The sequence below is a fragment of the Caballeronia sp. LjRoot29 genome (genome assembly GCF_964252755.1).
Classification (GTDB): domain Bacteria; phylum Pseudomonadota; class Gammaproteobacteria; order Burkholderiales; family Burkholderiaceae; genus Caballeronia.
On sequence record NZ_CAXUPU020000013.1, the window covers coordinates 38,195 to 63,854 of the forward strand.

The 25,660-nt window shown below is 59.8% G+C and carries 28 protein-coding genes and 2 tRNA genes; 21 read left to right on the plus strand and 9 right to left on the minus strand.

Features of this window, described 5'->3' with window-relative positions:
• Positions 1–54: 54 nt before the first annotated feature.
• Positions 55–1,572 carry an exopolyphosphatase gene (gene ppx, locus ACSQ83_RS16265; protein WP_414953859.1) on the plus strand — a complete coding sequence of 506 codons (1,518 nt, stop codon included), beginning with the start codon at positions 55–57 and terminating at the stop codon, positions 1,570–1,572.
• 189 nt (positions 1,573–1,761) lie between these two features.
• On the opposite strand, the gene ACSQ83_RS16270 is transcribed toward ppx, so the two are convergent.
• Together ACSQ83_RS16270 and sixA are read right to left on the minus strand one after the other, a co-directional pair.
• Positions 1,762–2,595, minus strand: coding sequence for a GNAT family N-acetyltransferase (locus tag ACSQ83_RS16270; protein ID WP_414953858.1), 834 nt, complete (start codon positions 2,593–2,595; stop codon positions 1,762–1,764).
• 196 nt (positions 2,596–2,791) lie between these two features.
• A complete protein-coding gene (gene sixA, locus ACSQ83_RS16275; RefSeq protein ID WP_414953857.1) occupies positions 2,792–3,250 on the minus strand; it encodes a phosphohistidine phosphatase SixA in 459 nt (152 codons plus the stop codon).
• Between the two features lie 143 nt (positions 3,251–3,393).
• Between sixA and ACSQ83_RS16280 the strand changes: the two genes are divergently transcribed.
• The 3 genes from ACSQ83_RS16280 to ACSQ83_RS16290 all read left to right on the plus strand — a co-directional run bounded on the left by ACSQ83_RS16280 (position 3,394) and on the right by ACSQ83_RS16290 (position 4,427).
• A tRNA-Pro gene (locus tag ACSQ83_RS16280) sits at positions 3,394–3,470 on the plus strand.
• A gap of 32 nt (positions 3,471–3,502) precedes the next feature.
• Complete coding sequence (locus ACSQ83_RS16285; RefSeq protein WP_436228871.1) at positions 3,503–3,823, plus strand: hypothetical protein; 321 nt, start codon at positions 3,503–3,505, stop codon at positions 3,821–3,823.
• A gap of 64 nt (positions 3,824–3,887) precedes the next feature.
• A complete protein-coding gene (locus tag ACSQ83_RS16290; protein ID WP_436228872.1) occupies positions 3,888–4,427 on the plus strand; it encodes a transcriptional repressor in 540 nt (179 codons plus the stop codon).
• Between the two features lie 564 nt (positions 4,428–4,991).
• Here ACSQ83_RS16290 and ACSQ83_RS16295 read toward each other — a convergent pair.
• The 3 genes from ACSQ83_RS16295 to ACSQ83_RS16305 form a co-directional block, all read right to left on the minus strand.
• The gene (locus tag ACSQ83_RS16295; RefSeq protein WP_414953882.1) at positions 4,992–5,267 is read right to left on the minus strand and encodes a hypothetical protein; all 276 of its coding nucleotides are present in this window, start codon (positions 5,265–5,267) and stop codon (positions 4,992–4,994) included.
• Positions 5,268–5,395: 128 nt separating this feature from the next.
• Entirely contained in the window at positions 5,396–6,094 is a 699-nt protein-coding gene (locus ACSQ83_RS16300) for a peptidoglycan DD-metalloendopeptidase family protein (protein ID WP_436228873.1), read from the minus strand.
• Positions 6,095–6,269: 175 nt separating this feature from the next.
• A complete protein-coding gene (locus ACSQ83_RS16305; RefSeq protein ID WP_436228874.1) occupies positions 6,270–7,172 on the minus strand; it encodes an aldose epimerase in 903 nt (300 codons plus the stop codon).
• Here ACSQ83_RS16305 and ACSQ83_RS16310 point away from each other — a divergent pair.
• From ACSQ83_RS16310 to ACSQ83_RS16325, 4 genes are all read left to right on the plus strand, one after another.
• Positions 7,171–7,524 carry a hypothetical protein gene (locus ACSQ83_RS16310; RefSeq protein WP_414953852.1) on the plus strand — a complete coding sequence of 118 codons (354 nt, stop codon included), beginning with the start codon at positions 7,171–7,173 and terminating at the stop codon, positions 7,522–7,524. The two genes, ACSQ83_RS16305 and ACSQ83_RS16310, sit on opposite strands and share 2 nt — an antisense overlap.
• A gap of 7 nt (positions 7,525–7,531) precedes the next feature.
• Positions 7,532–7,798: a hypothetical protein gene (locus ACSQ83_RS16315; protein ID WP_436228875.1), complete on the plus strand. Its 267-nt coding sequence runs from the start codon at positions 7,532–7,534 to the stop codon at positions 7,796–7,798.
• A complete protein-coding gene (locus tag ACSQ83_RS16320) occupies positions 7,749–8,579 on the plus strand; it encodes an undecaprenyl-diphosphate phosphatase (RefSeq protein WP_414953850.1) in 831 nt (276 codons plus the stop codon). The genes ACSQ83_RS16315 and ACSQ83_RS16320 overlap by 50 nt, the downstream gene beginning before the upstream one ends.
• A gap of 87 nt (positions 8,580–8,666) precedes the next feature.
• Positions 8,667–8,743: transfer RNA gene (locus tag ACSQ83_RS16325), tRNA-Arg, on the plus strand.
• Between the two features lie 108 nt (positions 8,744–8,851).
• Here the strand turns inward: ACSQ83_RS16325 and ACSQ83_RS16330 are convergent.
• Together ACSQ83_RS16330 and ACSQ83_RS16335 are read right to left on the minus strand one after the other, a co-directional pair.
• Positions 8,852–9,838 carry a sulfonate ABC transporter substrate-binding protein gene (locus tag ACSQ83_RS16330; RefSeq protein ID WP_436228876.1) on the minus strand — a complete coding sequence of 329 codons (987 nt, stop codon included), beginning with the start codon at positions 9,836–9,838 and terminating at the stop codon, positions 8,852–8,854.
• Positions 9,839–10,012: 174 nt separating this feature from the next.
• The gene (locus ACSQ83_RS16335) at positions 10,013–10,300 is read right to left on the minus strand and encodes a hypothetical protein (RefSeq protein ID WP_414952239.1); all 288 of its coding nucleotides are present in this window, start codon (positions 10,298–10,300) and stop codon (positions 10,013–10,015) included.
• Positions 10,301–10,613: 313 nt separating this feature from the next.
• On the opposite strand from ACSQ83_RS16335, the gene ACSQ83_RS16340 reads away from it, so the two are divergent.
• Together ACSQ83_RS16340 and ACSQ83_RS16345 are read left to right on the plus strand one after the other, a co-directional pair.
• On the plus strand, positions 10,614–11,021 hold the full coding sequence (locus tag ACSQ83_RS16340) for an RT0821/Lpp0805 family surface protein (RefSeq protein ID WP_414952240.1): 408 nt from the start codon (positions 10,614–10,616) through the stop codon (positions 11,019–11,021).
• A 62-nt stretch (positions 11,022–11,083) separates the two neighbouring features.
• Positions 11,084–11,536: an NUDIX domain-containing protein gene (locus ACSQ83_RS16345; RefSeq protein ID WP_414952241.1), complete on the plus strand. Its 453-nt coding sequence runs from the start codon at positions 11,084–11,086 to the stop codon at positions 11,534–11,536.
• Positions 11,537–11,561: 25 nt separating this feature from the next.
• Here ACSQ83_RS16345 and ACSQ83_RS16350 read toward each other — a convergent pair whose 3' ends face one another.
• Together ACSQ83_RS16350 and ACSQ83_RS16355 are read right to left on the minus strand one after the other, a co-directional pair.
• The gene (locus tag ACSQ83_RS16350; RefSeq protein ID WP_436228936.1) at positions 11,562–12,455 is read right to left on the minus strand and encodes a transporter substrate-binding domain-containing protein; all 894 of its coding nucleotides are present in this window, start codon (positions 12,453–12,455) and stop codon (positions 11,562–11,564) included.
• Between the two features lie 103 nt (positions 12,456–12,558).
• The gene (locus ACSQ83_RS16355) at positions 12,559–14,268 is read right to left on the minus strand and encodes a glutamine--tRNA ligase/YqeY domain fusion protein (RefSeq protein ID WP_436228877.1); all 1,710 of its coding nucleotides are present in this window, start codon (positions 14,266–14,268) and stop codon (positions 12,559–12,561) included.
• A 347-nt stretch (positions 14,269–14,615) separates the two neighbouring features.
• Here ACSQ83_RS16355 and ACSQ83_RS16360 point away from each other — a divergent pair, with 347 nt between their 5' ends.
• From ACSQ83_RS16360 to ACSQ83_RS16410, 11 genes are all read left to right on the plus strand, one after another.
• On the plus strand, positions 14,616–14,837 hold the full coding sequence (locus tag ACSQ83_RS16360; protein ID WP_436228878.1) for an ornithine acetyltransferase: 222 nt from the start codon (positions 14,616–14,618) through the stop codon (positions 14,835–14,837).
• 629 nt (positions 14,838–15,466) lie between these two features.
• Entirely contained in the window at positions 15,467–18,091 is a 2,625-nt protein-coding gene (gene alaS, locus ACSQ83_RS16365; protein ID WP_436228879.1) for an alanine--tRNA ligase, read from the plus strand.
• A 229-nt stretch (positions 18,092–18,320) separates the two neighbouring features.
• Entirely contained in the window at positions 18,321–18,557 is a 237-nt protein-coding gene (locus ACSQ83_RS16370) for a hypothetical protein (protein ID WP_414952246.1), read from the plus strand.
• Positions 18,558–18,685: 128 nt separating this feature from the next.
• Entirely contained in the window at positions 18,686–19,720 is a 1,035-nt protein-coding gene (locus ACSQ83_RS16375; RefSeq protein ID WP_414952247.1) for a threonine aldolase family protein, read from the plus strand.
• Between the two features lie 135 nt (positions 19,721–19,855).
• Complete coding sequence (locus ACSQ83_RS16380; protein ID WP_414952248.1) at positions 19,856–20,386, plus strand: NUDIX domain-containing protein; 531 nt, start codon at positions 19,856–19,858, stop codon at positions 20,384–20,386.
• 101 nt (positions 20,387–20,487) lie between these two features.
• The gene (locus ACSQ83_RS16385; protein ID WP_436228880.1) at positions 20,488–21,642 is read left to right on the plus strand and encodes an iron-containing alcohol dehydrogenase; all 1,155 of its coding nucleotides are present in this window, start codon (positions 20,488–20,490) and stop codon (positions 21,640–21,642) included.
• Positions 21,643–21,645: 3 nt separating this feature from the next.
• On the plus strand, positions 21,646–22,083 hold the full coding sequence (locus ACSQ83_RS16390) for an acyl-CoA thioesterase (RefSeq protein WP_414952250.1): 438 nt from the start codon (positions 21,646–21,648) through the stop codon (positions 22,081–22,083).
• 19 nt (positions 22,084–22,102) lie between these two features.
• Positions 22,103–23,056 carry a branched-chain amino acid ABC transporter permease gene (locus ACSQ83_RS16395; RefSeq protein ID WP_436228937.1) on the plus strand — a complete coding sequence of 318 codons (954 nt, stop codon included), beginning with the start codon at positions 22,103–22,105 and terminating at the stop codon, positions 23,054–23,056.
• Positions 23,049–24,224 (plus strand): branched-chain amino acid ABC transporter permease, encoded by a 1,176-nt coding sequence (locus ACSQ83_RS16400; protein WP_436228881.1) that lies wholly within the window; start codon positions 23,049–23,051, stop codon positions 24,222–24,224. The genes ACSQ83_RS16395 and ACSQ83_RS16400 overlap by 8 nt, the downstream gene beginning before the upstream one ends.
• The gene (locus ACSQ83_RS16405; protein WP_436228882.1) at positions 24,221–24,961 is read left to right on the plus strand and encodes an ABC transporter ATP-binding protein; all 741 of its coding nucleotides are present in this window, start codon (positions 24,221–24,223) and stop codon (positions 24,959–24,961) included. Before ACSQ83_RS16400 ends, ACSQ83_RS16405 begins: the two co-directional genes overlap by 4 nt.
• Positions 24,958–25,659: an ABC transporter ATP-binding protein gene (locus tag ACSQ83_RS16410; protein ID WP_414952253.1), complete on the plus strand. Its 702-nt coding sequence runs from the start codon at positions 24,958–24,960 to the stop codon at positions 25,657–25,659. Before ACSQ83_RS16405 ends, ACSQ83_RS16410 begins: the two co-directional genes overlap by 4 nt.
• Position 25,660: the final 1 nt, after the last annotated feature.

The following is a 25,660-nucleotide window of genomic DNA, read 5'->3' on the forward strand; positions in this document are numbered from 1 at the left end:
CCGTTGGAGCGATAAGACGCCAGCGGGCACAACCCTACGGAACCTGGAAAATCGATGGTCAACCCCCCTCATCTTTTGGCAGCCGTAGATCTCGGATCGAACAGCTTCAGGCTGATCGTCGGTCGCGTCGAGGAGACGCCTTCCGGCAGCCCGATCTATCAGGTCGACGCGCTACGTGAACCCGTGCGGCTTGCGGCGGGATTGTCACGGGACAAATTCCTTGACCGGGCCTCGCAACTGCGCGGCTGGGATGCATTGAAACGGTTCGGCGAACGGCTGCGGGACTTCCATCCCGACCACGTGCGCGCGGTCGCGACCAATACATTGCGCGTCGCCAAGAACGCCGACGAATTCCTGGCCGAAGCGCAGAACGCGCTTGGTTTTCCTATTGAAGTGATTGCCGGCCGCGAAGAAGCGCGCCTTATTTATGCGGGCGCTGCGCATTCAGTGCCGGCAAGCGCGGGCAAGCGGCTGGTGGTCGATATCGGCGGGGGATCGACGGAATTTATTATCGGCTCGCACTATACGCCCATCCATATGGAGAGCCTGTATATAGGCTGCGTGAGCCATAGCCGGCAGTTTTTTGCAGCCGGTAATGTTGATGAATATTCCATGCGGCAAGCCGAACTCGCCGCCAAGCGCGAAATCGAGATTATCTCGAGCGAATACAAACAGACCGGCTGGGATCAGGCAATTGGATCGTCGGGTACGGCGCGCGCGCTGGCCGAGTTGATCGAAGCGAATGGTTTCAACGATCCCGGCATCACACACGGCATTTCGCGTGGCGGCCTGGAACGGCTGAAAAGAGCGCTGATCAAGGCCGAGAACGTGAACCGGCTGAAGTTGATCGCGTTGAAGGCTGACCGGATTCCGGTACTCGCGGGCGGCTTGTCGATCATGCTCGGCGTGTTCGAAGAACTGGGCGTTGATTATGTCGATACCACCGACGGCGCGTTGCGACTCGGCGTGCTCTACGACCTGCTGGGACGCACGCAGCACCAGGACATGCGCACGGTCACGGTGGAAGGTTTCAAGCGGCGCTATGCGGTGGACGGCGAGCAATCAAACCGGATTGCCGAGCTGGCAATCAGTTTCTATGAACAACTCGAAGGCGGCGATACAGATCCGGAACGGCGGATAGAAAATCGCATGTTCCTCGGATGGTCGGCGGCATTGCACGAGATCGGGCTTTCTATCTCGCATAGCGCTTATCACAAGCATTCCGCGTATATCGCGAGTCATGCGGATATGCCCGGGTTCTCGAGAACCGATCAGGCCCGGTTAGCCGGCCTGGTGCTGGGGCATGTCGGCAAGTTGGGCAAGCTTTCGCAGGCTCGCGATGTCGACTGGACTTTGCTGTTTTGCCTGCGGCTTGGGGCGCTGCTTTGCCGGCGGCGGGCCGATGTCGGGTTTCCGGCTATCCAGGTCTCGCAAGCCAACGGCGGGTTCGATGTGCGCCTGCCCAACGCGTGGGTCGCACTGAATCCGCTCACTGACTACAGCCTCGTTCAGGAAGCGGCTGAGTGGGAGAAGATCGGCAAGCCGTATCGGGTGGTATATACGGGTGTTTGAGCGTTCCTGAGATGAGGCGATGGCTTCTTTAGGTCATCGCCTTTTTTAGCGCCTAAGTAGTACGGACTTCGAAGCTTTTTCTTGCGCTTGAATACTTGAATAAAAGCGCAATCGCGCCAGCAGGGTTGGTTGATCGGTATATCGCTGGCGCGCCTGGTCTCTTCTGCTGTCTATTGCTCGTCGACGCTGTCAGTCGGCCATGAAGTGGCGCGCGTAACGATCCCCAATCTCCGATATACGCAGCAACGTCAAAAAGTCCGCCGTGTTGAAATCGGGATCCCATGCCGGCGCGCCGCAGATTTTCGCGCCCAGGCGCAAATAGCCCTTCAGCAAAGGCGGTGGCGCTACCGTGGCGCCGGTCCGCAGTTCCTGCACCGGCAACGGCGTATGCGCAAATGCCCGGTATTCCGGCGATGTCAGCGCTTCCTTCTCCAGGCCCTCGTACAGATCTGCAGCGTAATGCCCGCCGTCCGCCATCGCGACGCTGGCGCAACCCAGCATGGTCTCGTAGCCGTTCTGCTTCATGTATGCGGCCAGGCCGCCCCACAACGACATGATCACGCCACCGCTGCGGTAGTCCGCATGTACGCACGAGCGGCCGAGTTCCACCAGCTTCGGGCGCAAGTGCGCGAGACGGGAGACATCGAATTCGCTCTCGGCATACAGGCGTCCGGCGCGCGCCGCCTGATGCGGCGGCAGGACGCGATACGTTCCCACTACCTTCAACGTGTTCAGGTCGCGGACCAGCAAGTGGTCGCAATAGGCATCGAATGCATCGACGTCCAAGCCCGCCGGACCCTTCAGTTGTGCGCCCATTTCGTCGGCAAACACGCGGTACCGAAGACGCTGCGCTTCACGCAATTCAGCTTCGGAATGCGCCCACGATACCCGCAGCCGATGTTGCCCCGTTACCGTCTCCGCCGCGCTCGGCAAGTGCCGGCAGAATTCGCTAACGTTCGAGCCACCAGACCCGCTCAGTCCATTCGATGTGCTCAATGAAGCGAGCGTCGTCGATTTCTGCATTGGCAACCCCCAAGTGGATTTGGCTGACGTATTAATGTCAGCCAATGTAAGTATTCCGAATGACGCTCGCATGGCGCGACCATGACGATTCAATGAAGCGTCACCGCGAAGCCACGGGTTTGCCGCCTTGGGGGGGCTGTTTCTGCTGTTGCTGCTCTTGTTTCGGTTGTTACTGTCGACTAGCTACACGCTACATCTACAACAAGTCGGGGCTTGTCACTGCACGCAGCACGACTTGATCGTCGCCCGCGCGGGAGCGTTGCTGGAACCACCAGATGCCGCTTTTCTTCAGGGTCCATTCGGCTTCATGGCCGGTCATCAGCGATGCCGCGACGCGCCCGAGAGTCGGTTGATGTCCGACGACAACCACCGTTTCCGCGACGCCGCGCGGCCACTCCGCTGCATCCAGCACGGCCTGGGCGCTGCCGCCCGGCGCCAGTTCCTTCACTACTCGATACTGGTCGCCGAAAGCTTCCATCGTCTGGATCGTGCGGGTGGCGGGGCTGACGAGAAACACTGCATCGTCGCCTAAGCGGCTCTTCAGCCACTTCGCCGCCGCCTGAGCCTGCTTCATGCCGCGCGGCGTCAGTTGGCGGGCGAGATCGCTCGCCGCCTGGTCTTCTGCTTCGGCGTGACGCCAGAGAATGAGGTCCATCGAATGTCTCCTTTTGGGTGGTGCGTAAGATTTGCAATGTGGACTGGTCGCCGCTGCGAACGTGCTATGGCGTTGGGTTCAACATGGCATCCAATAGTTTCGATTGCGCGGGTTCAGGTAAAACGCTATCATCTCGTTCTTGTCGGAGCGTAGCGCAGCCTGGTAGCGCATCTGATTTGGGATCAGAGGGTCGAAGGTTCGAATCCTTTCGCTCCGACCACGTTTCAAATGAAGGGGTCACGAGTTTAACTCGTGACCCCTTTGCCTTTTCTGGCGCGGCTTTTATGTGCCAAGGGCATGGCCGCCCAGCGTTGCCGTTCCGTCGCAAATTCCCGATATCGTTTAATCTTCTGCGTTCCCCCTTCGTCTTTGTACCTGAACTTTATTTCCGGGCCGTCCATGCCGCGTCTTGCTGCTTTGCTACTCTGCTCCCTGGTTTTGTCTGCTTGCGCCGACGCAACCGTGCCTCACCACTCACCACCGCAAGATCCGCCCGATTACAAAGGCGTGCCCACCGATACCACGCCGCCCGTCATGATCATCGCGCCGGCCGCGCCTGAACAGCCGCAATAACGCTGTATTCAGCCGCCACGATGGGGCCCGGCTTGGTCCTCATGCCGCAGCGTATAATCCGCCTATGAACACGCCCGCCAACGACACCCCGTCTCACGCCCATTCGTCCGCCGACGCGCTTCAGGCGGCGGTCACGATGGCCGACGATTATTGTCGCGAGCGGGGTCAGAAACTCACGCCTATTCGTCGCACCGTGCTTGAATTGCTGCTGGCGTCGGGCCGCGCGACCAAAGCTTATACACTGCTCGACGAAATGCGGGCAGCGCATCCGAACGCGTCGCCTCCGACGGTGTATCGGGCGCTGGATTTCCTGCTGTCGGCGGGGCTGATTCATCGGATCGAGTCGATCAACGCGTTCACCGTCTGTCACGACCTCACGCATTGTCAGCACGGCGTGCTGATTGTTTGCCAGCAATGTGGCCGCGTGACCGAGTTGCAGCAGCAAAAGCAGTTGCGTCAGAGCCTAATGTCGCAGGTCGAGGCGAGCGGGTATCGGCTGGCGGGGGACGACATTGAGTTGAAGGGGATTTGTCCTGCATGTCAGGCCGCTGAAGATCCCAGCGCGCATCAGCACGACCACGATCACAATCACGCATCACATTGATTTTCACGCACGACGTGTAAAACCGCAGCGCGCAAAAAAGGCCGTTTCCAACTCCAATTGGAAACGGCCTTTTTTATTATGTCTGAGCGAAGCTCCGATGCGGGCACACCGGGGCTTCTGACCCACGAAGACTGTTCGCGCAGAAAGTCGCAGGCTGAACGTATTCTAGAGCGCACCAATCGGGCTGATTGTGATCACTTGTATCAACGCGTAACCCAATGTGCACAGGGCGTTTCAAGGGATCAAGCCTGTCTGGTCAACGAAGGCCACGGCACGTAATTACTACGCAAACGACCAACATGCCGGCGTATTAAGCGAACTTCTTGCCGCAAAGGTATGATCCCAATTCCTGAGTTCGATTCCCGATCATGACCTTGTTCTGGATTTTCCTCGCCATCTGTCCAGTTGCGCTGGGTTCGCTGCTCGTGTTTTCCTCGCATATCGACCCGTTGTCCGGTCGGTGGCGCGGCGCACAGCTGCTGGGTTCGCTGGATCCGCGAACAAACCTAGCGGTGGGTGAACAACTGGCGCGCGTTGGCCGTTCGATCAAGAAACACACAGACGTTATTGCTTGCAGCGAATCACCATCGACCGGTTCTTGACGTTCGCGCCGAAAATCCCGGCCACTGTTCCACCCGATGTCGCGCCGTTGTCGACATCCTTCGACACCACGTCGTAGCCGTACGAACCGCACATCTCGCCCGCCTTCTTGTAGCATTCTCCCCAGCTTGTACTCGCGTCGCCGCCGCTGCAATTGATCGCAAAGCCGGTGTCGCCGGACGGCAGATAGGTCCTCTTCGCCGAGTCGGCGCAGCCAGCGAGCGTCAGCGCAGCCGCCATCACCGCAACCGTCGCGGCTACTTTTCCAAGCGTCGTGGCGCAAACTTGTAATTTCATCGATTCTTCCCTGTGTTTAGTTGGGCACGCCCGTGTTCGTCGAGCGTGCCCGTGTTCAATTGAGCGGCGCGTCAGCGGGCCGGCAGGTAGCGCGATGGGTCGATCGAACTGCCTTTGTAGCGCAATTCAAAATGCAGCATCACGCGGTTCGTGTCGGTGTCGCCCATTTCCGCGATGGGTTGCCCTTGCGTAATGCTCTGGCCCTCCTTCACGAGCAGCGCGCGGTTATGCGCGTAGGCGGTCAGGTAGTCGGCGTTGTGCTTCACGATCAGCAGGTTGCCGTAACCGCGCAGCCCGTTCCCCGCATAAACGACCGTTCCAGCAGCCGCCGCGACGATCTGCGTCCCGGCCGTGCCGGCAATGTCGATACCCTTCGAACTCTTGCCATCGAAACCGCGGATCACGCTGCCTTGCGTCGGCCAGATGAGCGAAATGCTGCTGGCCGGCGTCACCAATGCGGACGACGATGGCGACGAATCCGATGGTTCCGCGCTGCTTGTGCGGGCCGGCGGGGCCGACGTCCCGGCCGGCGTCACGCTTCCCGCTGGGGGCGCCACACGCAACACCTGGCCGACTTCGATCGCGTTCGGGTCGGTGAGATTGTTCCAGCGCGCGATGTTCGATACCGATGTCCGGTTCGCCCGCGCCACCTTCGACACCGTATCGCCCCGTTCAACTCGATAAAACCCTGGTCCGACCGGCGCGGAGCCGCACGCGGCGAGCACGGCGACCAATGACACGCAGGTCAGCCGTCGAATTATTTTTAGCAAACCCAAAACCTCGTAAAGCGCCGCACAAACCGACAACGCTGCGGCAAACAAACCAGGACGCGTATCGGCGAAATGTCCGATTTTACCGTCCCGGCGTCGCTGCCCTCAGAAGCGGCCCACGCGGCCGGCTAGTCGCCGCTGGCTGAACGGCTTTCTGAGCTGCTTCTTTCCCGTCTCAAACCGGCGAAATGGTCATCCGCAGTGACGCCGTTTCGGTCTTTCCCGGCGCGAGCCACCGCAATCCGCGGCCGTTGTGGATGGCATCGGGAAGGCCGACCCACGGCTCGACGCAGTAGAAATCCGATGTGGGCGCTTCCGTCCAGGTCGTCACCGAATACCAGGGTACCGAGTCGGGGCGCTGCAAGTCGAAATTCACCGCGCGCCTCAAACCGGGCGTGACCAAGCGAACCGGGTGATCGGACGGACCGGTAAAACAATGGAATCGATCCAGGATGTTCGCGTCGTCCAGCGCATAGCGCGCCGCGCCCGCTTGCGAGTCAGAAATGGCGCCGTCGTCGAGTTGCCGGCAAATCTCCGTACGCGGCAATTCCAGGCTGCTGATGCCGCGCTGGTCGTGCGGCAGGACAAAGTAGAAATGATGACCCGCGTAGTAGGGCAGCGGCACCTCGCCGGGATTCGACGTGGTGAGCTCGACGTCTAGCGTCACGGCGTCGACCAGCCTGTATGCCGCCTCGAAACGAAACGCGAACGGATAACCCTGGCGCGTGAAATCGTTGTCCACGAGCGTCATGCGCACGCCGTGGCCGTCGGCGTCTTTGCGGTGCTCGAATGGCAGGTTGCGCGCGAAACCGTGCATGGGGAGGTCGTGCACGACGCCTTCCGGATCACGCCACTTACCGATCTCGCCATCGACGAAATGGCGGCCGAGAAACGGGAACAACAATGGATTGCCGCCGCGGATCTTGACGAAGTTGGACCAGTCCGGCGCGGCAGGCCAGAAAATGACGGGCTCGCCGCCGACGCGCCACGTCATCAGCCGTCCGCCCGCGCGCGGCGCGAGTTCGAGAGCGGCGTCATCGAACGTGATTTCCAGGATGTCTTCAGGCTGGGATGACATGTCGATTGTCTCCTTGATTAATCGGCAAATTGCGGTGGGCAAACTGGGTGGACGCAGAGTATTCGAATGTGCAACGAACAAACGGTCTGCTGCAACGGGCGGCTCAATTCTACGGGGAAACCCTTTTGGGGAAATTGCGACTGACACAGCTGCTTTCATTGCCTTGATAATGCAAGCACGATGTAACGCGCATGAAACATCTTTCGACCTTGACGTGTCTGTGTCTCACACCGATCAAGTGGCCCTGCCGAACGACGAGGATGATATGGATCTGGCGATGATGTTTGGAGTGTTTATTTTCGGCACGTTCGGCGCCGGTACGCTGCTGTTTTTATACAAGGTGCGACCGTGACGCGGATGTGAAGCAGTCAAATAAAAAGCCCGTTCTTACAACGGGCTTTTTTTATTATTACAGATATATTGTTTTATCCAAACGATTTGCTTTCGATAACGAAAGGCATTACGCAAAGCTTGGCGCTGCTTTTGGTGAACGGCATAATCGGCCCGGTTTGCTTGGGGCGTTGCTGCACCGCCGCGGCTATGTGCCTGTCGCCAATAACGAAAGAGGATCGACGCGTGACTTTGTGGTTTCTGATTTTTCTGAGCGTACTCCAGGGTGTGACTGAATTGTTCCCGGTCAGCAGTCTTGGACATACGCTCCTGGTGCCCGGCCTGATCGGGATGCACATCGATAAACACGCGCCGCAGTTGTTGCCGTTCCTGGTCGCGTTGCACCTGGGCACGGCGCTCGCGCTGCTGTGGTATTTCCGCAAACGCTGGATTGCGCTGATCAAGGGGTTTATCGGCTCGTTGCGCGGACGCCAGAACGCCGATGGTCACATGATGTGGGCGCTGATCATCGGCACGATTCCGACGGGCATCGTCGGACTGGTGCTTGAAAAGCGGCTTGAGGCGCTGTTCCACGATCTGCGGATCGTCGCGGCGGCGTTGATGGTGAACGGCGTGCTGTTGTGGGTCGGCGACCGGTTGACGCGTGCGCGTGCCGAGCGTGCGCCTGAAGACCTCACGTTCAAGCAGGCGTTCCTGGTTGGTCTTGCGCAGATTGGCGCGCTGATCCCAGGATTTTCGCGCAGCGGCTTGACGATTATCGCGGGCGTCGGCGCTGGAATGAGTTCCGAGAAAGCAGCGGAGTTCTCATTCTTGCTGGGTACGCCGATCATCTTCGCGGCTGGCGTGCTTGAATTGCCGAAGCTGTTCCACGCACCGGATCAACTCTTCGATGCCCTTCTAGGCGGCGTGTTGACGGGAATCGCGGCGTACTTGAGCGTGCGTTTCCTGATGCGTTACTTCGAAGGCCGCGGCCGCCTGGCGGCTTTTGGGCTGTATTGCGTGGTCGCGGGCGCGTTCTGTCTTGGCTGGTTCATGCTGCATCAGCAACCGGTTTAAGGGTTTTAAAGCGCGTTGGAGGATGCGAGGCCCCGGAATGAGGCCTCGCATCCTTTCGATGAGGTAAAATCCCGGATCATCTGCATTGCGGCAGTAGCTCAGCTGGATAGAGCATCGGCCTTCTAAGCCGAGGGGCGGGGGTTCGAGTCCCTCCTGCCGTACCAGGACCTCGGGTTCGTCTCAACGCCTCGGGCGTGCGAAACCGAAGCATCGCGTGATGTTTAGCGGGGCGTGCTCATACGATCACGCCATCGCTGCAAAAGACATTTCGCCTATCGCGCAGTCAGCGCGTTCTGGTCCTGCCACACGTTGTCCTTCACCGTCACCGCCTTCGGAATCAGCTTCGCGCGATAGAACGCGTCCGCCACACCCTGCTGAGTCGTGACAATCTTCTCGTCGATCGGCGTCGCGGCATACGGCACCCGGCGTATCCACGTTTCCACCAGCGCTTCATCCAGTCCGACTTTCGGCGCCAGCAACGCCGCCGTGTCCGCGGGATGCTGCGTGACCCACGCACCGGTCGTTCGCAACTGATCGATCACGGCACGCACCGCCTGTGGATTTTGGGTGGCGAAACTACGCGTAGCTTCGTAGAAATTGAACGGCTTCGGCAACCCGGTGTAGTCCGCAAGCGTGCGCACGGACAACGCTTTCTGCGCGGCGGCATAGTATGGGTCCCAGACGATCCACGCATCGACATCGCCGTTTTCGAAGGCCGCCCGTGCGTCTGCGGGCGCGAGATAAACCGGCTGGATATCGTCGAGTTTCAGGCCCGCTTTCTGAAGTACCGCCAGCAGCAGGAAGTTCGAACTTGATCCCTTTTGCAGCGCGATGCGCCGGCCTTTTAGCTCGGCCAGCGAATGAACGGGGGAGTTGGCTTTCACGAACAGCGCCTCGTTGGTTTCTCCTCCCGGCTCCGCGCCGACATACACAAAATTCACACCCGCGGCCTGCGCAAAAATGGGCGGCGGCGCGCCGGTGTAGCCAAAATCGATGTTGTTCGTATTGAGTGCTTCAAGCAGTTGCGGCCCGGCGGGAAACTCGTACCAGCTGACCGTATAGCCGAGCGGCTTGAGCTTTTGTTCGAGTGAACCCTGGGCCTTGAGCACGGCTAGCAAACCGGCTTTCTGAAAACCGATCCGCAATTGCTTTGCAGGTGCATTCGCCGCATCTTGCGCCGACGCAGACAATGGCAACAAAGCGAACGCAGAGGCGACCCATAACCCTGATAACGACGACAACAAACCCAGCTTTTTCATGGAGATTTACGTGGAAGAAGAGATACCGTCGACCATAGCGGCGATGGGTTTGTGCGTCGAATAAGCGATGCTTCGAAGCTAATGACGGTTTGCGAAAAACGGAAATGCGAAACTGTTCGACAATAGAAAAAGGCAGCCGAAGCTGCCCTTGATTCATGTCGGATTGCGAGAAGACTAGGGAGTGAGTTGCTGGCATAAAATCACCAATGTGAGCAACGCGCCAATCCAGAACGCGCCGCCTATGGCGGTCATCACGCGCGGCCAGATTGACGGCCGTGTTGCTGCGCCACGTGGGTTGGGAACGTAGGAGCAGCCTGACCACTCGGACCGCTCCGGCCGTCTGGCCAGCATCCGGTCCATTGCTATGAGGCCCCTGGGCATCGTGATTGCACACGCGATAATGGCGATGCAAAGCCACTGGTAGAGCGTGGGAGTCTGAGCGGTGGCGAGGAGGAGGTCCATGATCGGAATCGAGGCGTAATCAACAAGCCTTCGATCTTAGTTTTCCGTCTCAAATTCCAATATCAGACACTTCTGAGATAGTCGTCGTTTGCTCTGAAAATCACAGCGCATGGCCATTTGGCGGACGTTGGACGCTTGCAAAGTCCGTATGTCCTCATGCTATCCTCGACGCCAGATGATCGTGTTTTATCAGTTGATCCCGACTGTTTCGGATTTTTTTGAAACGCGATGATGGCAATGGTCGCGAATAATGCAGTCACGCTGTCTGATACCCGCGAAGCTCAATATCAATACCAACGAGGGAGAGTGTTTCATGTCATATCCATCTAGCGCGCTAAAGCGCGTCTCCGTGAAACTTGCTGTGCAACTGATCGCAAGCTGTGTCGTGCTTGCCAGCGGTGCGGCGCACGCGGCCAACCTCGGGTTTCTCAACAACACTCCGATCACCTACATGAAGCAGCGCGACTTGCAGGCGCTCAACAACGCGGCGCACTCGGCGCTCGACACCAAACAAGACGGCGAGTCGCTCGACTGGAATAACGAAGGCGCAGGTAATTCAGTTGCCATCAATGGCACGATCACGCCGTCGGATACGAAGAAGGACGGCGATCGTACGTGCCGCAAGCTCACCATGGTGGCTCACGCCAAGGGGCAGACGCAGACCTGGGCGCCGACCGCTTGCAAGACGGACGGCGGTAAATGGGCATTGTTGAAACAGTGACCTGTTTTAAACATCTCGAAGTCTCCCGTCGCGGGGTATCGCCAATCTGGAAGGCCGCTTAAATGACCGACCGGACAGTTTCGTGCGGCATTGTGATTCTTAACACACAAGGCGACGTGTTGCTTTGCCACGCGACCGAGACCTCTCACTGGGACATCCCGAAAGGCCAGGGTGAGGTGGACGAACAACCCGTGGAAGCGGCGTTGCGGGAACTCGTGGAAGAGACGGGCATCGTGATGAAAGCAGAGCGCTTGAAGGATCTGGGGCGGTTTGTTTATCGCCGCGACAAGGATCTGCATCTGTTCGCGGTGCGAGTGACCGACGACGAAGTGAAGCTCGAAGAGTGCGTCTGCGAATCGTATTTCCCGCGTCGTCGGGACGGTGTGATGATCCCCGAAATGGACGCGTACAGATGGGTTACGCCGATCGACGTCGATCAGTTCGCAAGCCGGAGCCTCGCGCGCTTATTCCAGACAACGCTGTCGCTGACTGAACTGCACCAGACGCTTGCCTGAGCCGGAAGGCTGGCGGCTTGACCAGCTAGTCGTCGGAGCTGTGATCGTTGGGATTAGCGAACATCGCTTTCATTTCCGGCGACAAGGGGAACCGCAGGTTGATGTTGTCGGGGGGAATGGCCTGCATGAACCACCGGTCGTAGAGCCGTTCGGCTTCGCCTGAGCGCTCCATGCCGGCAATCACGTCATCGGCCAGTTTCTTGAAGATTGGGTCTCCCTTGCGCATCATGCATGCGTAGGACTCGTGCGCGAGCGAGTCGCCCGTGACCATGTACTCGTTTTGAGCCGGACCTTCCTGGGCGATCTTTCCGTAAAGCAGCGGATCGTCCATGACGAACGCTACAGCGCGGCCGGTTTTCACGGCATCGAACGCTTCTGCATGGTCTTTCGCGCTGAAGATCTTCAGATCCAGTTTCCGGTTCCGTGACAGTTCCCGTAGAAGCTGTTCATCGGACGTGCCGGCTGTTGTCGATACGGTCTTGCCGGTGAGATCGTCGTAGTTGCGGATGCCGGATTTGCGCTTCACCACCATCCGGATGCCGTAGCTGAAGATGCTGTTCGAGAACGCGACCAATTGCTCTCGATCACGAATATGAGCGGTCGATCCGCACTCCAGGTCAATCTGGTGATTCACCACATACGACAATCGGTTCGCCGACGTAACCGTCACCGTGCTCACGGCGAGCCGGGGTGTTTGCAGGCGAAGCCGGACTTCGTCGACGATCTTGAGTGCAATAGCCTGCGAATAGCCGATGGAGTGCCCGTTCGCGTCGAGATACGAGAAGGGTACCGACGACTCGCGCACGCCGAGAACAATCGCGTTGTTCTCGGCGATCTTGCGTAACGTGGGCGAGGACTGGTCGACATTGCCCGCGAAAGCGGTTTGCACCGCCCCGATTAGCAGCACAAAGGAACACAACGCACGCGACGCGCGCAACGCGCGGACGAACGACCTTGGCAAGCTGCGTTGCAAAGCATCCCCCACAACAAGTGTGAGCGTCCGACGGGACGCGCCGATGGTTTTAAGCCGGCTTGGTCCAGCTATCGCGCAGGCTGACAATGCGATTGAACACCGGCGAGCCGGGTTTCGAATCGATACGGTCAGCGACGAAATAGCCGTGGCGTTCGAACTGGTAGCGATCTTCAGCGTTTGCCTGACGCGCGCCCGGTTCGAGATAAGCGCGCACGATGCGCTTCGAGTCCGGGTTCAGCGCATCGAGAAATTCCGCGCCGCCAGCACCGGGTTGCGGCTCTTTGAAGAGGCGGTCGTAGATCCGTACCTCGGCTTCATACGCGCCTTCTGCGCTGACCCAGTGAATGGTGCCCTTGACCTTATAGCTGTTCGCGCCTTCCGTGCCCGACCTGCTGTCGGGGAAATACGTGCAGTGCACGGCCGTGATGTTGCCGTTTTCATCCTTGTCCGCGCCGGTGCACTCCACGACGAAGCCGTACTTCAGCCGCACCTTGTTGCCTGGGAACAAACGGAAATAGCCTTTCTTCGGCACTTCCTGGAAGTCCTCGCGCTCGATCCACAACTCCCGCGAAAACGGAAATTCGCGGGTGCCACGCTCGGGATGATGCGGATGAACCGGCGCGCTGCACATTTCGCTCGTGCCTTCCGGATAGTTGTCGATGATCAGCTTCAGCGGGTCCAGCACCGCGATTGCGCGGGGCGCCTTTTCGTCGAGATCATCGCGTAACGCGCCTTCCAGCACGCTCATGTCGATCCACGAATCCACCTTCGTCACCGCCACGCGATCGCACATGAGCCGGATGCTTTCGGGCGTGAAACCCCGGCGCCGAACGCCTACGATAGTCGGCATGCGCGGGTCGTCCCAGCCATCGACATGATTTTCCGTCACGAGCTGCAGCAGCTTGCGCTTGCTGGTGATCGCGTAGGTCAGGTTCAGGCGGGAGAACTCGATCTGCTGCGGCAGTGGACGGGTGAACTTGCCGTCATCGGCGAGTTGATTCAGGAACCAGTCGTACAGCGGACGATGATCTTCGAACTCGAGCGTACACAGAGAATGCGTGATGTTTTCGAGCGCGTCCGACACACAGTGCGTGTAGTCGTACATGGGGTAGACGCACCACGTGTCGCCGGTCCGGTAGTGATGCGCAAAACGAATCCGGTAGATGACTGGATCGCGCATGTTGAAATTCGGCGACGCCATGTCGATTTTCGCGCGCAGCACGTGCTCGCCTTCCTTGAACTCGCCCGCTTTCATGCGGCGGAACAGGTCCAGGTTTTCTTCCGGCGTGCGGTCGCGGAACGGCGAATTTTTGCCGGGTTCCTGGGCCGAGCCGCGCGTCAGGCGCATCTCTTCGGCCGATTGGCTGTCGACATAAGCCTGGCCGCGTTCGATCAGCAGTTCGGCGAATTCGTAGAGCTTGTCGTAGTAGTCGCTGGCGAAGTACAGGTGTTCGGTGCCGTCCTTGTTCCAGTCGAAGCCGAGCCACTTGACGGCGTCGATGATGGAATCGACGTATTCGACGCTTTCCTTTTCCGGGTTTGTGTCGTCGAAACGAAGGTGGCAGACGCCGCCGTAATCACGCGCGATCCCGAAATTGACGCAAATGCTCTTCGCGTGACCGATGTGCAGATAGCCGTTCGGCTCGGGTGGAAAACGAGTTTCGACCCGCTGCGACCATTTGTCGTTGCGATTGTCTTCGTCAATGATATTGCGGATGAAATTGTTTACCGCCGGGGCGTCGTTGCGATCGGTGTTCATGCGAGAAAGAGAGAGCGGACGAGGGCGCTAGCGTTGAAGACGTGCGGCTTGCGTTCGGTAAGACTTATCTGGTCTTTCGATTCTACCTTAGCGAGAGGGACAGGACAGCGCAGGCCGGGATTTAGCCGCGATGTGCGGCGCGGCTGCGACATCCGGACGACACGCGCCGTCGTTGAGCGGTTGTAACGAGATCATGGCGGTTTCAATACAGCATGTATTCGGCGTAACGGGACGTAAATCGAATTGTCGGCATCGACGGGAGGATTTTAAGATAGCCTCGCGTTCCGAAATAATGAAATTGAAAGGTTCGGGGTGTGGGTGGTATTGACGACAAAAAGGAAAATTTCATGATGAACAAGATCACGCGGGTTTCTTTTCGGGTTGCACGGGTTGCGGCGATTGGCGTGTTTGTCGCTTCATTTTCCGCGTGCGCGATGAACCGCACGCAGGCGCACGCGGGCATTGGAGCGGCCGCCGGCGGCGCTTTGGGTTACGTATTGACGGGCGGTCCACTCGGAACGGTGGCGGGCGCGGCGGCGGGCGGGCTGATTGGGGCAGGCGTGAGGTAAGAGGAGGCTCGTGCGCTCCGACAACCGTCCTCGGCGGTTACACGACCGAACGGATTGAGCACAGCGAGCGCATTGAGCAGATTCGGCGAAGACTGAACCAGCGAGAAGGATCCTGGACGGAAACGGTGAGGCCGTGCGGGTTTCAGGGCGAATGGTGCTTGCCCGAGCGCGTACGGGGCAAAGCGTGTCCGTGTCAGGATTCGCGAGAAGGAGGGTTTCACACATCCGGGGTTCTAGCGAGCACCGTGCTTTTCGGGTACCAATGAATCAAAACTGCACGCTGTGGACACTTAATTTTTAGAGAGGTGAAAGCGTTTTCTTTGCTTCGTTTATTTGTCGCTTTGGACAAAGAAACGAAGCGCCGCCACGCGCAGTGGCTAATAGTGATAAAGAAAACAGCTAACGTTAAACGCGCGAAGACCTGAAAAGCAGCACCAACCCGGCACTGATCCAACCCCACAACCACATCAACCCCATCACCTTGCTACACACGCCGAAACCCACCCCCGTCCGCCGGCGCGAGCGAAAACCCCACCCAAACCCCGTATAATCGACAATCCCATTTTGGCACCCGGCATCGTCCCTCAAGCGAGAGCGACCAACCGTACAAAACAGCAGACCTGAACGCCATGAAAGCCGCCGACATCCGCGAGAAATTCCTCAAGTTCTTTGAATCGAAGGGCCACACGATCGTGCGCTCGTCCAGCCTTGTGCCGGGCAATGATCCCACGTTGCTTTTCGTAAACTCCGGCATGGTTCAGTTCAAGGACGTTTTCCTTGGCACGGAGACCCGCCCCTATTCGCGCGCCACGACCTCACAGCGCAGCGTCCGCGCCGGCGGCAAGCACAACGATCTCGAAAACGTCGGCTACACGGCCCGTCATCACACGTTCTTCGAAATGCTGGGCAATTTCTCGTTCGGCGACTATTTCAAGCGCGACGCGATCCACTACTGCTGGGAACTGCTCACCAAGGTCTACGGCCTGCCCGCGGACAAGCTCACCGTCACGGTCTACCAGGAAGACGACGAAGCATTCGCCATCTGGGAAAACGAAATCGGCGTGCCGAAAGAGCGAATCATCCGCATCGGCGACAACAAGGGCGCGCGCTACGCATCGGATAACTTCTGGACCATGGGCGACACCGGCCCGTGCGGCCCGTGCTCGGAAGTGTTCTACGACCACGGCCCGGAAGTGTGGGGCGGCCCGCCGGGATCCCCGGAAGAGGACGGCGACCGCTTCATCGAGATCTGGAATCTCGTGTTCATGCAGTTCAATCGCGACGTCCAGGGCAACATGACGAAGCTGCCCAAGCAGAGCGTGGACACCGGCATGGGCCTCGAACGCCTCGCCGCCGTGCTCCAACATGTGCACAGCAACTACGAAATCGACCTGTTTCAGACGCTGATCAAGGCCGCCGCCCGCGAAACGGGCACGGCGGATCTCACCAACAATTCGTTGAAGGTGATCGCGGACCACATTCGTGCTTGCTCGTTCCTGATCGTCGATGGCGTGATTCCAGGCAACGAAGGCCGCGGTTATGTGCTGCGCCGGATCGTGCGCCGCGCTATCCGCCACGGCTACAAACTCGGCCGCAAAGGCGCGTTTTTCCATAAGCTCGTGGCCGATCTGGTCGAGGAAATGGGCTCGGCCTATCCGGAACTCAAGGACGCGCAAACCCGCGTCACGGACGTTCTGCGGCAGGAAGAAGAACGCTTCTTCGAGACCATTGAACACGGTATGTCGATGCTTGAAACCGAACTTGCCACGCTCGACGCCAAGGGCTCGAAGCAGCTGGACGGCGAACTCGCGTTCAAGCTGCACGACACCTTCGGTTTCCCGCTGGACCTGACCGCCGACGTTTGCCGCGAGCGCGGCATCACCGTCGACGAAGCAGCGTTCGACGAAGCCATGGCGCGTCAACGCGAACAAGCGCGTTCGGCCGGCAAGTTCAAATCGGCGCAAGGCCTGGATTACGCGGGTGCGAAAACCACGTTCCACGGCTACGAAGACCAAATTTTCGACGACGCCAAAGTGGTCGCGCTCTACGTTGACGGTACATCGGTGAAAGAAGCGCAGGTCGGCCAGCAGGCCGTCGTCGTGCTCGATCACACGCCGTTCTACGCCGAATCGGGCGGCCAGGCAGGCGATCAGGGCGTGCTCGCGAACGCCGCGGTGCGTTTCGCGGTTGCCGACACCCTCAAGGTTCAGTCCGACGTCGTTGGCCATCACGGCACCGTCGAGCAGGGCACGCTGAAAGTGGGCGACGTGGTGAAGGCGGAAATCGATACGGTTCGCCGTCTTCGCACCGCCCGCAATCACTCGGCGACGCACTTGATGCACCGGGCGCTGCGCGAAGTACTCGGCAGCCATGTGCAACAGAAGGGCTCGCTCGTCGATCCGGACAAGACGCGCTTCGACTTCGCGCACAACGCGCCCATGACCGACGAGCAGATTCGTCGCGTGGAAGAAATCGTCAACGCGGAAGTGCTGGCAAACGCGCCGGGTATCGTACGTGTCATGCCGTACGACGAAGCCGTGAAGGGCGGCGCAATGGCGCTGTTCGGCGAAAAATACGGCGACGAAGTGCGTGTGCTCGACCTCGGTTTCTCGCGTGAGCTTTGCGGTGGCACGCATGTGCAGCGCACGGGTGACATCGGCTTGTTCAAGATCGTGATGGAAGGCGGCGTCGCGGCCGGGATTCGCCGCGTGGAGGCGATCACCGGCGACAACGCCGTGCGCTTTGTGCAGGAACTCGATGCGCGGATCAACGCGGCATCGGCCGTGCTTAAGGCGCAGCCGTCGGAACTTACACAGCGCATCGTGCAGGTTCAGGATCACGTGAAGGCGCTGGAAAAGGAACTCGGCGCGCTGAAGTCGAAACTTGCTTCGAGCCAAGGCGATGAACTCGTGTCGCAGGCGCTCGAGATCGGCGGGGTCTTCGTGCTGGCGGCGCAACTGCCGGGCGCGGATAGCAAGACGCTGCGCGAAACCGTCGATAAATTGAAGGACAAGCTGAAGAACGCAGCCATTGTTCTGGCAGCCGTCGACGGCAACAAGGTCAGCCTGATTGCGGGCGTGACGGCGGAGGCATCGAAGAAGGTGAAAGCCGGTGATCTGGTGAACTTCGTCGCACTGCAAGTCGGCGGCAAGGGCGGTGGACGGCCCGACATGGCGCAGGCGGGCGGCACGGAGCCGGAAAACCTGGAAGGGGCACTGGCTGGTGTAAATGACTGGGTGAAGAGCAAGCTTTAAGCGTTCAGCCGGTCAGTCGCTTCAACCGTTAAAAAGCCCGTTCTGAGTGACAACAGGACGGGCTTTTTTGCATCTGCGCTAAGTTGCTCATGGTCTGAGGCGAACCAGATCACGCCGACCTGATTCCACCATCAAAAGCCGCAAGCAAAATGACAGGTACGCGGCTTGCCCTTTCTATGTCAGCGCAGGCATGCAGCTCTGCGCGTTGACTACAAAAGGAACCTGTCTCATGAAACGAACTCTCGTCACACTCGTCGCCGCTTCGTCCATGTTTTTCGCCACGGGTGCCGTCTATGCCAAAGGATGTCTTGAAGGTGCGGCAGTAGGCGGCGTGGCGGGCCATATGGCAGGCAAGCACGGCGCGGTCGGCGCCGCCGGTGGATGCGCGGTCGGTCACCACGAAGCAAACAAGAAAGACAAGAAAGCGCAGCAGGCCGCGGGAACCGATCAAAACGCCGGAAAATAAGTCGTAAGGCGGTCGGTGGACGAAGGGCGAACTGGTACGAGCGTGGCAGTTATTGACGTCTCCGCGTCTTCAAGCGCGAAACGCTAAAATAACCGCCACATTCACCATCGCCCCGGCCCCCTGACCGCATGCAACATTTCGCCTCCGATAACTACGCCGGCATTTGCCCCGAAGCGCTCGCCGCGCTGATCGAAGCCAACAATAGTGGCCACGAGCCGGCTTACGGCGACGATTCCTGGACGCAGGGAGTGTGCGACCGCATCCGCGACCTGTTCCAGACCGACTGCGAAGTTTTCTTCGTCTTCAACGGCACGGCAGCCAATTCGCTGGCGCTCGCGTCGCTCTGCCAGTCATATCACTCGGTGATTTGCCACGAGCTTGCACACATCGAAACGGATGAATGCGGCGGCCCCGAATTTTTCTCGGGCGGATCGAAGCTGCTGACGGCGCCGGGTATCGACGGGAAGCTGACGCCGGATGCCATCGAAGCTATCGTCACGCGTCGCGCGGATATTCACTATCCAAAGCCCAAGGTCGTCACGCTTACGCAGTCCACCGAAGTGGGCACCGTCTACAGCGTGGAAGAAATTCGCGCCATCGCGGCGATCGCGAAGCGCCGCCATCTGAAAGTGCACATGGACGGCGCGCGGTTTGCGAACGCGGTTGCGTCGCTGAATGTGCATCCGTCGGAAATCACGTGGCGCGCGGGCGTCGACGTGCTGTGTTTCGGCGGCACGAAGAACGGTCTGCCGGTCGGCGAAGCAGTGATCTTCTTCGATAAGGCGCTGGCCGTCGACTTTGCGTATCGGTTGAAACAGGCGGGGCAACTGGCGTCGAAGATGCGTTTTATCTCGGCGCCCTGGCTCGGTTTGCTCAACAACGATGTATGGCTGCGCAACGCGCGGCATGCAAACGCGATGGCGCAACTGATGGCCGAGCGGCTGGAAGGCATACAAGGCGTGAAGGTCATGTTCACGCCGCAAGGGAACGCGGTGTTCGCCGAGTTGCCGCCGGCGGTTGCGCAGGCGCTGCGTAATAAGGGCTGGAAGTTTTATCAGTTCATCGGCTCGGGCGGCTGCCGGCTGATGTGCGCGTGGGACACGCTGCCGGAAACGGTGGAGCAGTTCGCCGCTGAAGTGCGCGCGCTTAGCACCGCTCTCTAACTCCTCTCTAACCCCTCTCTAACCCCTCTCTAACCCCTCTCTAACCCCTCTCTAACCCCTCTCTAACCCCTCTCTAACCCCTCTCTAACCCCTCTCTAACTCTTGTGACCTTTTTGGATGCTCTGACCCACGACCATGATCGACTACCATTTCTGTCCACGCGATGCCAACAAGCTGGTCGAACGCACCGATGCAAGCCACGAAGGCGGGCGCGTGCGGCTCGCGTGTCCGGACCCGGAATGCGGCTTCGTGCACTGGAATAATCCACTGCCGGTGGTCGCGGCGATCGTGGAATACGAGGGCAAGATCCTGCTCGCGCGCAACGCGGCGTGGGTCGAGGGCATGTTCGCGCTGATCACCGGTTTTCTCGAAAACGGCGAGACGCCAGAAGAGGGCATCGCGCGGGAAGTGCTCGAAGAGACATCGCTGGTGGCGCAATCGGTGGAACTGGTTGGCGTGTATGAATTCATGCGCAAGAACGAGCTGATCATTGCGTATCACGTGAAGGCGAACGGGACGATCAACCTGTCGCCGGAACTGCTTGAATATCGTCTGGTCGAGCCGGCGAAGCTCAGGCCCTGGCGCGCGGGAACGGGTCACGCCGTGGCGGAATGGATGCGTCGACGCGGTCTCGCCGTGGAGTATGTGGACCGTCCCGGGCAATAAGCGTTTGCTGCTACATGGCGTCCGCGCCGATTGACGGACTCCCGCTGGACTCCTAACATACCTGACGCTTCACTTAACTGCGTCAACTGCGGATACTCGTCATGGCCTTCATCTTCTACGTTACCCACATCCATCTCGGTTACGACGCGCTCGCTATGCTCGACAGCGAATGCACGCGCGTCGGCATCAAGCGGCCATTGATCATCACCGACAAAGGCGTGCTGGCCGCAGGGCTGGTGTCGCAAACCGTCCAGGCGCTGGACCTGGATGCGGGCGCTGTTCCCATCTTCGATGAAACCCCGTCGAACCCGACCGAAGCCATGGTGATGAAAGCCGCCGCGCTGTACAAAAGCGAAGGCTGCGACGGTTTGATCGCGGTGGGCGGCGGTTCGTCGATCGACCTGGCGAAAGGTGTCGCGATCATGGCGACCCATCCGGGTACGCTGACGGAATACGCGACCATCGAAGGCGGCAGCAACAAGATCACCGCCGACGCCGCACCGCTGATCGCCGTACCGACGACCTCGGGCACCGGCAGCGAAGTGGCGCGCGGGGCGATCATCATTCTCGCAGACGGCCGCAAGCTCGGCTTTCACTCATGGCATCTGTTGCCCAAGTCGGCCGTGTGCGATCCGTCGCTGACTCTCGGCTTGCCGGCCATGCTCACCGCTGCAACGGGCATGGACGCGATCGCGCATTGCATCGAAACGTTCCTTGCACCCGCGTTCAATCCGCCGGCGGACGGCATCGCGCTGGATGGACTCGAGCGCGCTTGGGCGTCGATTGAACGGGCGACGCATGACGGTCAGGATCGCGATGCGCGCCTGAACATGATGAGTGCATCGATGCAAGGCGCCATGGCGTTCCAGAAAGGTCTGGGATGCGTGCATTCGCTGTCGCATCCGTTGGGCGGACTGGTCGTGAACGGGCGCACCGGGCTCCATCACGGCACGCTGAATGCGGTTGTTCTGCCGGCCGTCCTGCGCTTCAACGAAAGCGCGCCGAGCGTGGTGGCCGACAAGCGTTTTGCACGCATGCGCCGCGTGATGAATCTCGCCGCCGACGCCGATCTCGCGCAAGCCGTCAACGACATGACCGGGCGTCTCGGCCTGCCGACGCGCCTGTCGCAAATGGGCGTGGAGCAAGACATGTTCGATAAGGTGATCAAGGGCGCGCTTGCCGATCATTGCCACAAGACGAATCCGCGCGAGGCGAGTGCGGACGATTATCGGCGGATGCTGCAGGAGTCGTTCTGATTCATGAGCCGCCCTGTCCCCACGACGCGCGCGGAGTATCCGCATTTCCTGTCGATCGATACGCGCTGGTCCGATAACGATCTCTACGGCCACGTGAACAATGTGGTGTATTACAGCTACTTCGATACGGTGGTGAACGAGTATCTGATCCGGCACGGCGCGCTCGATCTGAAAGCCGGCAAGACCATCGGGCTGGTGGTGGAAACACATTGCAGCTACTTCGCGTCGCTGGCGTTTCCTGAACGTATCGATGCCGGTCTGCGCGTGGCACGGCTTGGCACGACGAGCGTGCATTACGAAGTGGGTATCTTCAATGCGGAGTCCGAGCAACCCGCGGCGCAAGGGCATTTCGTGCATGTCTATGTCGATCGCGAGTCGCGCCGTCCGGTTCCTTTGCCCGAGACGCTCGTTGCAGCACTCAAGCCGCTTGTGAACGGTTAGTTAGGATAGCGTGGCATCTGTGACCTCGTTCGTTCAGTGGCTCGCGATCAACCTTCTGAACGGAGTGAGTGTCGGGTTGTTGCTGTTCATGCTGTCAGCGGGATTGACGCTGATCTTCAGCATGATGGGCGTGCTCAACTTCGCTCACGCGAGCTTTTATATGCTCGGCGCGTATGTGGGTTACGCGCTCGCGGCGCACGGGGGCTTCTGGTTTGCGTTGATCGTTTCACCTCTGCTCGTGGGCGCTCTCGGCGGCTTGTTCGAGCGGCTTTTATTGCGCCGGATTGAAACGCGCGGTGCGCTTGCCGAGCTTCTGCTGACGTTTGGCGCGGCTTATCTGATTGCCGAGGTCGTGAAGCTGGTCTGGGGTCTTGCGCCCATTAGCGCCGTTGTACCTCCTGCTCTCGATGGCCCGTTGTTCACGCTCTACGGCGCCGCATTCCCGCGTTATCGCGCATTCATGATGGGTGTATCGCTGGCCATGCTGCTGGCTTTGTACGCCGTGCTGCGGGTCTCGCGGATAGGGCTCGTGGTGAGAGCTGCGCTCACGCATGCGGCGACTGTCGAGACGCTTGGTCACAATGTGCCGCGTGTCTTTACGCTCGTCTTTGCGACCGGCACGGCGCTCGCGGCGCTGGCTGGTGTGATCGGCGCGCCGTTGTTCGTGATCGAACCTTCGATGGCCGAGAACATCGGACCTATCGTGTTTGTTGTCGTGGTCGTCGGTGGGCTGGGGTCGGTGGGCGGCGCGCTGGTGGCATCGCTTCTGATCAGCTGCGTGCAGACGTTTGCCGTCGGCACTACGTTGTCGCTGGGGGGCATTGCCCAGCTTGCTGGCGCCGTGTTGCCGCCTGCGTGGGCTTCGTTGAGCGTCGCGCAGATCGCGCCCGTGCTGCCATATGTGCTGCTCGTCGCGATGCTCGCGCTGCGGCCTCGCGGACTGTTTGGCCAGCGTGGCGACGACGATGCTTAACGCACCTTTCTCTTTGCGTCGGGCGCTTCCATGGCTGCTGCTCGTGGCGGGTCTTGCGTTACCGCCAGTCTTCACATCGCAGAGCTGGCTGCTCGCCTACCTCGCGCAAACCGCGACCATGATCGTGTTCGCGCTCTCGTTCAATCTGCTGCTCGGCGAGACAGGATTGCTGTCTTTTGGTCACGCCGTATATGCGGGTCTTGGCGCGTTCGCCGCTGCGCAAATCTTCAATCGATACCCCGTGCCGCTGCCTTTGTTGCCGTTGATCGCGGGCGTATCGGCGGCGCTGGTTGGCGTTGTGTTCGGCTTCTTTTCGACGCGTCGTGCTGGTACGACGTTCGCAATGATCACGCTGGGTATTGGTGAGCTCGTCGCGGCGGGCGTGTGGCTTGTGCCGGGATGGTTCGGTGGCGAAGGCGGTGTTCCTATCGATCGTGCGAGTGGTCCAGTCATCTTCGGCTTGAACTTCGGGCCTTCGATCCAGGCTTACGCGTTGATCGCCGGATGGTGTCTGCTGGCGTGCGTCGCGATGTTCCTTTTCTCGTGCACGCCGTTTGTGCGCGTGGCGAATGCGGTTCGCGATAACCCCGTGCGCGCGGCGGCTATCGGCTTCGATCCGCGCCGTGTGCGCTTCATGATGGTGATCGTCGCTGCGTTTTTTGCGGGCGTGGCGGGCGGCCTGGGACTGATCAATGTGGAGCTGGCATCGTCGGAAGGGGCAGGGCTCGCGCGCTCGGGAAGCGTGCTGATCGCGGCGGTGATCGGCGGGACCGCAGAATTCTTTGGGCCCGTGTTAGGAGCCGTGGTGCTGACGTTTTTCAGCCTGGCGGTGGGAAATGTATCGTCGGCGTGGGTGGCGTATCTTGGGCTGTTTTTTGTTTGGGTCGTCGTGGTGGCGCCAAAGGGTTTGGTGGGATTTATCGCTGCGCTTTCACGCAAGAGTTGCGTGGTTATCGCGCTCTCATTGTGTGCGGCTGTCGCTTGGGTGCTGGCCATTGCAATAACGATGGAAATCGCCTACGCACTGCAGTTCGATAGTCACGGCGACGGCCTTGCGCACATCGCTGGTTTCCTTCTTGATGGCCGGCGTGCGGCTCCCTGGTGCCTGGCGTTCTTCAGCGCCGCGATTGCTGTCCTGTTCACCCGAAAAGCCCGGAGCGCCCGATGAACACTGCGCTCGAACTAACGCAAATCACGAAGCGTTTCGGTGCAACGCAGATACTTCGCGGCGTCGATCTGAGCATTCGCGAAGGCGAGCGTCATGCGTTGATCGGCCCCAACGGTGCCGGCAAGTCCACTTTGTTCGACCTGATCGCGGGACGCACGCAACCAACGAGCGGGCACGTTGCGTTGAACGGCATCGACGTAACGGGAATGTCGGCGCATCGGCTGGGACGCAAAGGCCTTGCGCGCAGCTTCCAGATCACCAGCGTATTCACGGGTCTCACCGTTCACGATAACGTCCGTTGCGCGGTGCTCGGATCACGCGCGGCGACGTGGAAGGATCGATGGTTCCGTTCGAGCGTGATTGACGAGGCGGCGTATCGGGTGATCGAGGCTATCGGCTTGCTTGATCGTAGCGATGCGCTCGCCACAAGCCTCAGCTACGCCGAATCGCGTTCGCTCGATCTGGGCCTTGCATTGGCCACGGGTGCGTCCGTATTGTTGCTCGATGAACCCACCGCCGGCATGAATCGCGCCGAAGCCGCGCGAGCGCTCGCGTTGATTCGCGAGACGACGCAGGGCAAGACATTGTTGATCGTCGAGCACGATATGGAAGCGGTGTTCGCACTCGCCGATCGCATTTCAGTGCTTGTACAAGGCCGTATTATCGCAACGGGAACGCCCGCTGACATTGCTGCGGACCCCGTGGTTCGCTCAGCTTATCTTGGCGAAATGTCATGACGGCGCTGCTTGAAATCGACAACCTGAACGCCGGATATGGCGCGAGTCATGTGCTGCATGGCGTGAGTCTACGTATCGGCGAAGGCGAGATCGTGGCCTTGGCCGGACGCAACGGATCGGGCCGTTCGACGCTCGCTAAAGCGCTGATGGGACTGGTGGCCGCGCAGGGGATAGCAGATTTTCGCGGGGTATCGATGCTCGGAAAACGCCCTTATGAAATCGCGCGCATGGGCGTGGGATACGTGCCGGAACAACGCGATGTTTTCCCGACGTTGAGCGTGCGAGAAAACCTGCAGCTCGGAACGAAGCGGGGCGGATCACGTTTCACCATCAACGACGCGGAGCAGCTTTTTCCCGTGTTGAAAGAACGCACTGGCGTGAAAGCCGGGATGTTGTCGGGAGGCGAGCAGCAAATGCTTGCGCTGGCTCGCACGTTGATGGGCGATCCGTCGTTCGTCATCGTCGACGAACCTACTGAAGGGCTAGCGCCACAGGTCGTGGCGCAAGTTTCTTCATGCTTGGCCAGTTTGCGGGACCGTGGCGTGGCGATTCTGTTGATCGAGCAGCGCATGAGCATGGCGCGTGATCTGGCGACGCGCGTTGCCGTGATGGGTCATGGCAAGATCGTTTTCGACGACACGCCCGCCGCGCTTGCAGCGAACGAGCGTGTGATCAACGAATGGCTTTCAGTGGGTTAGC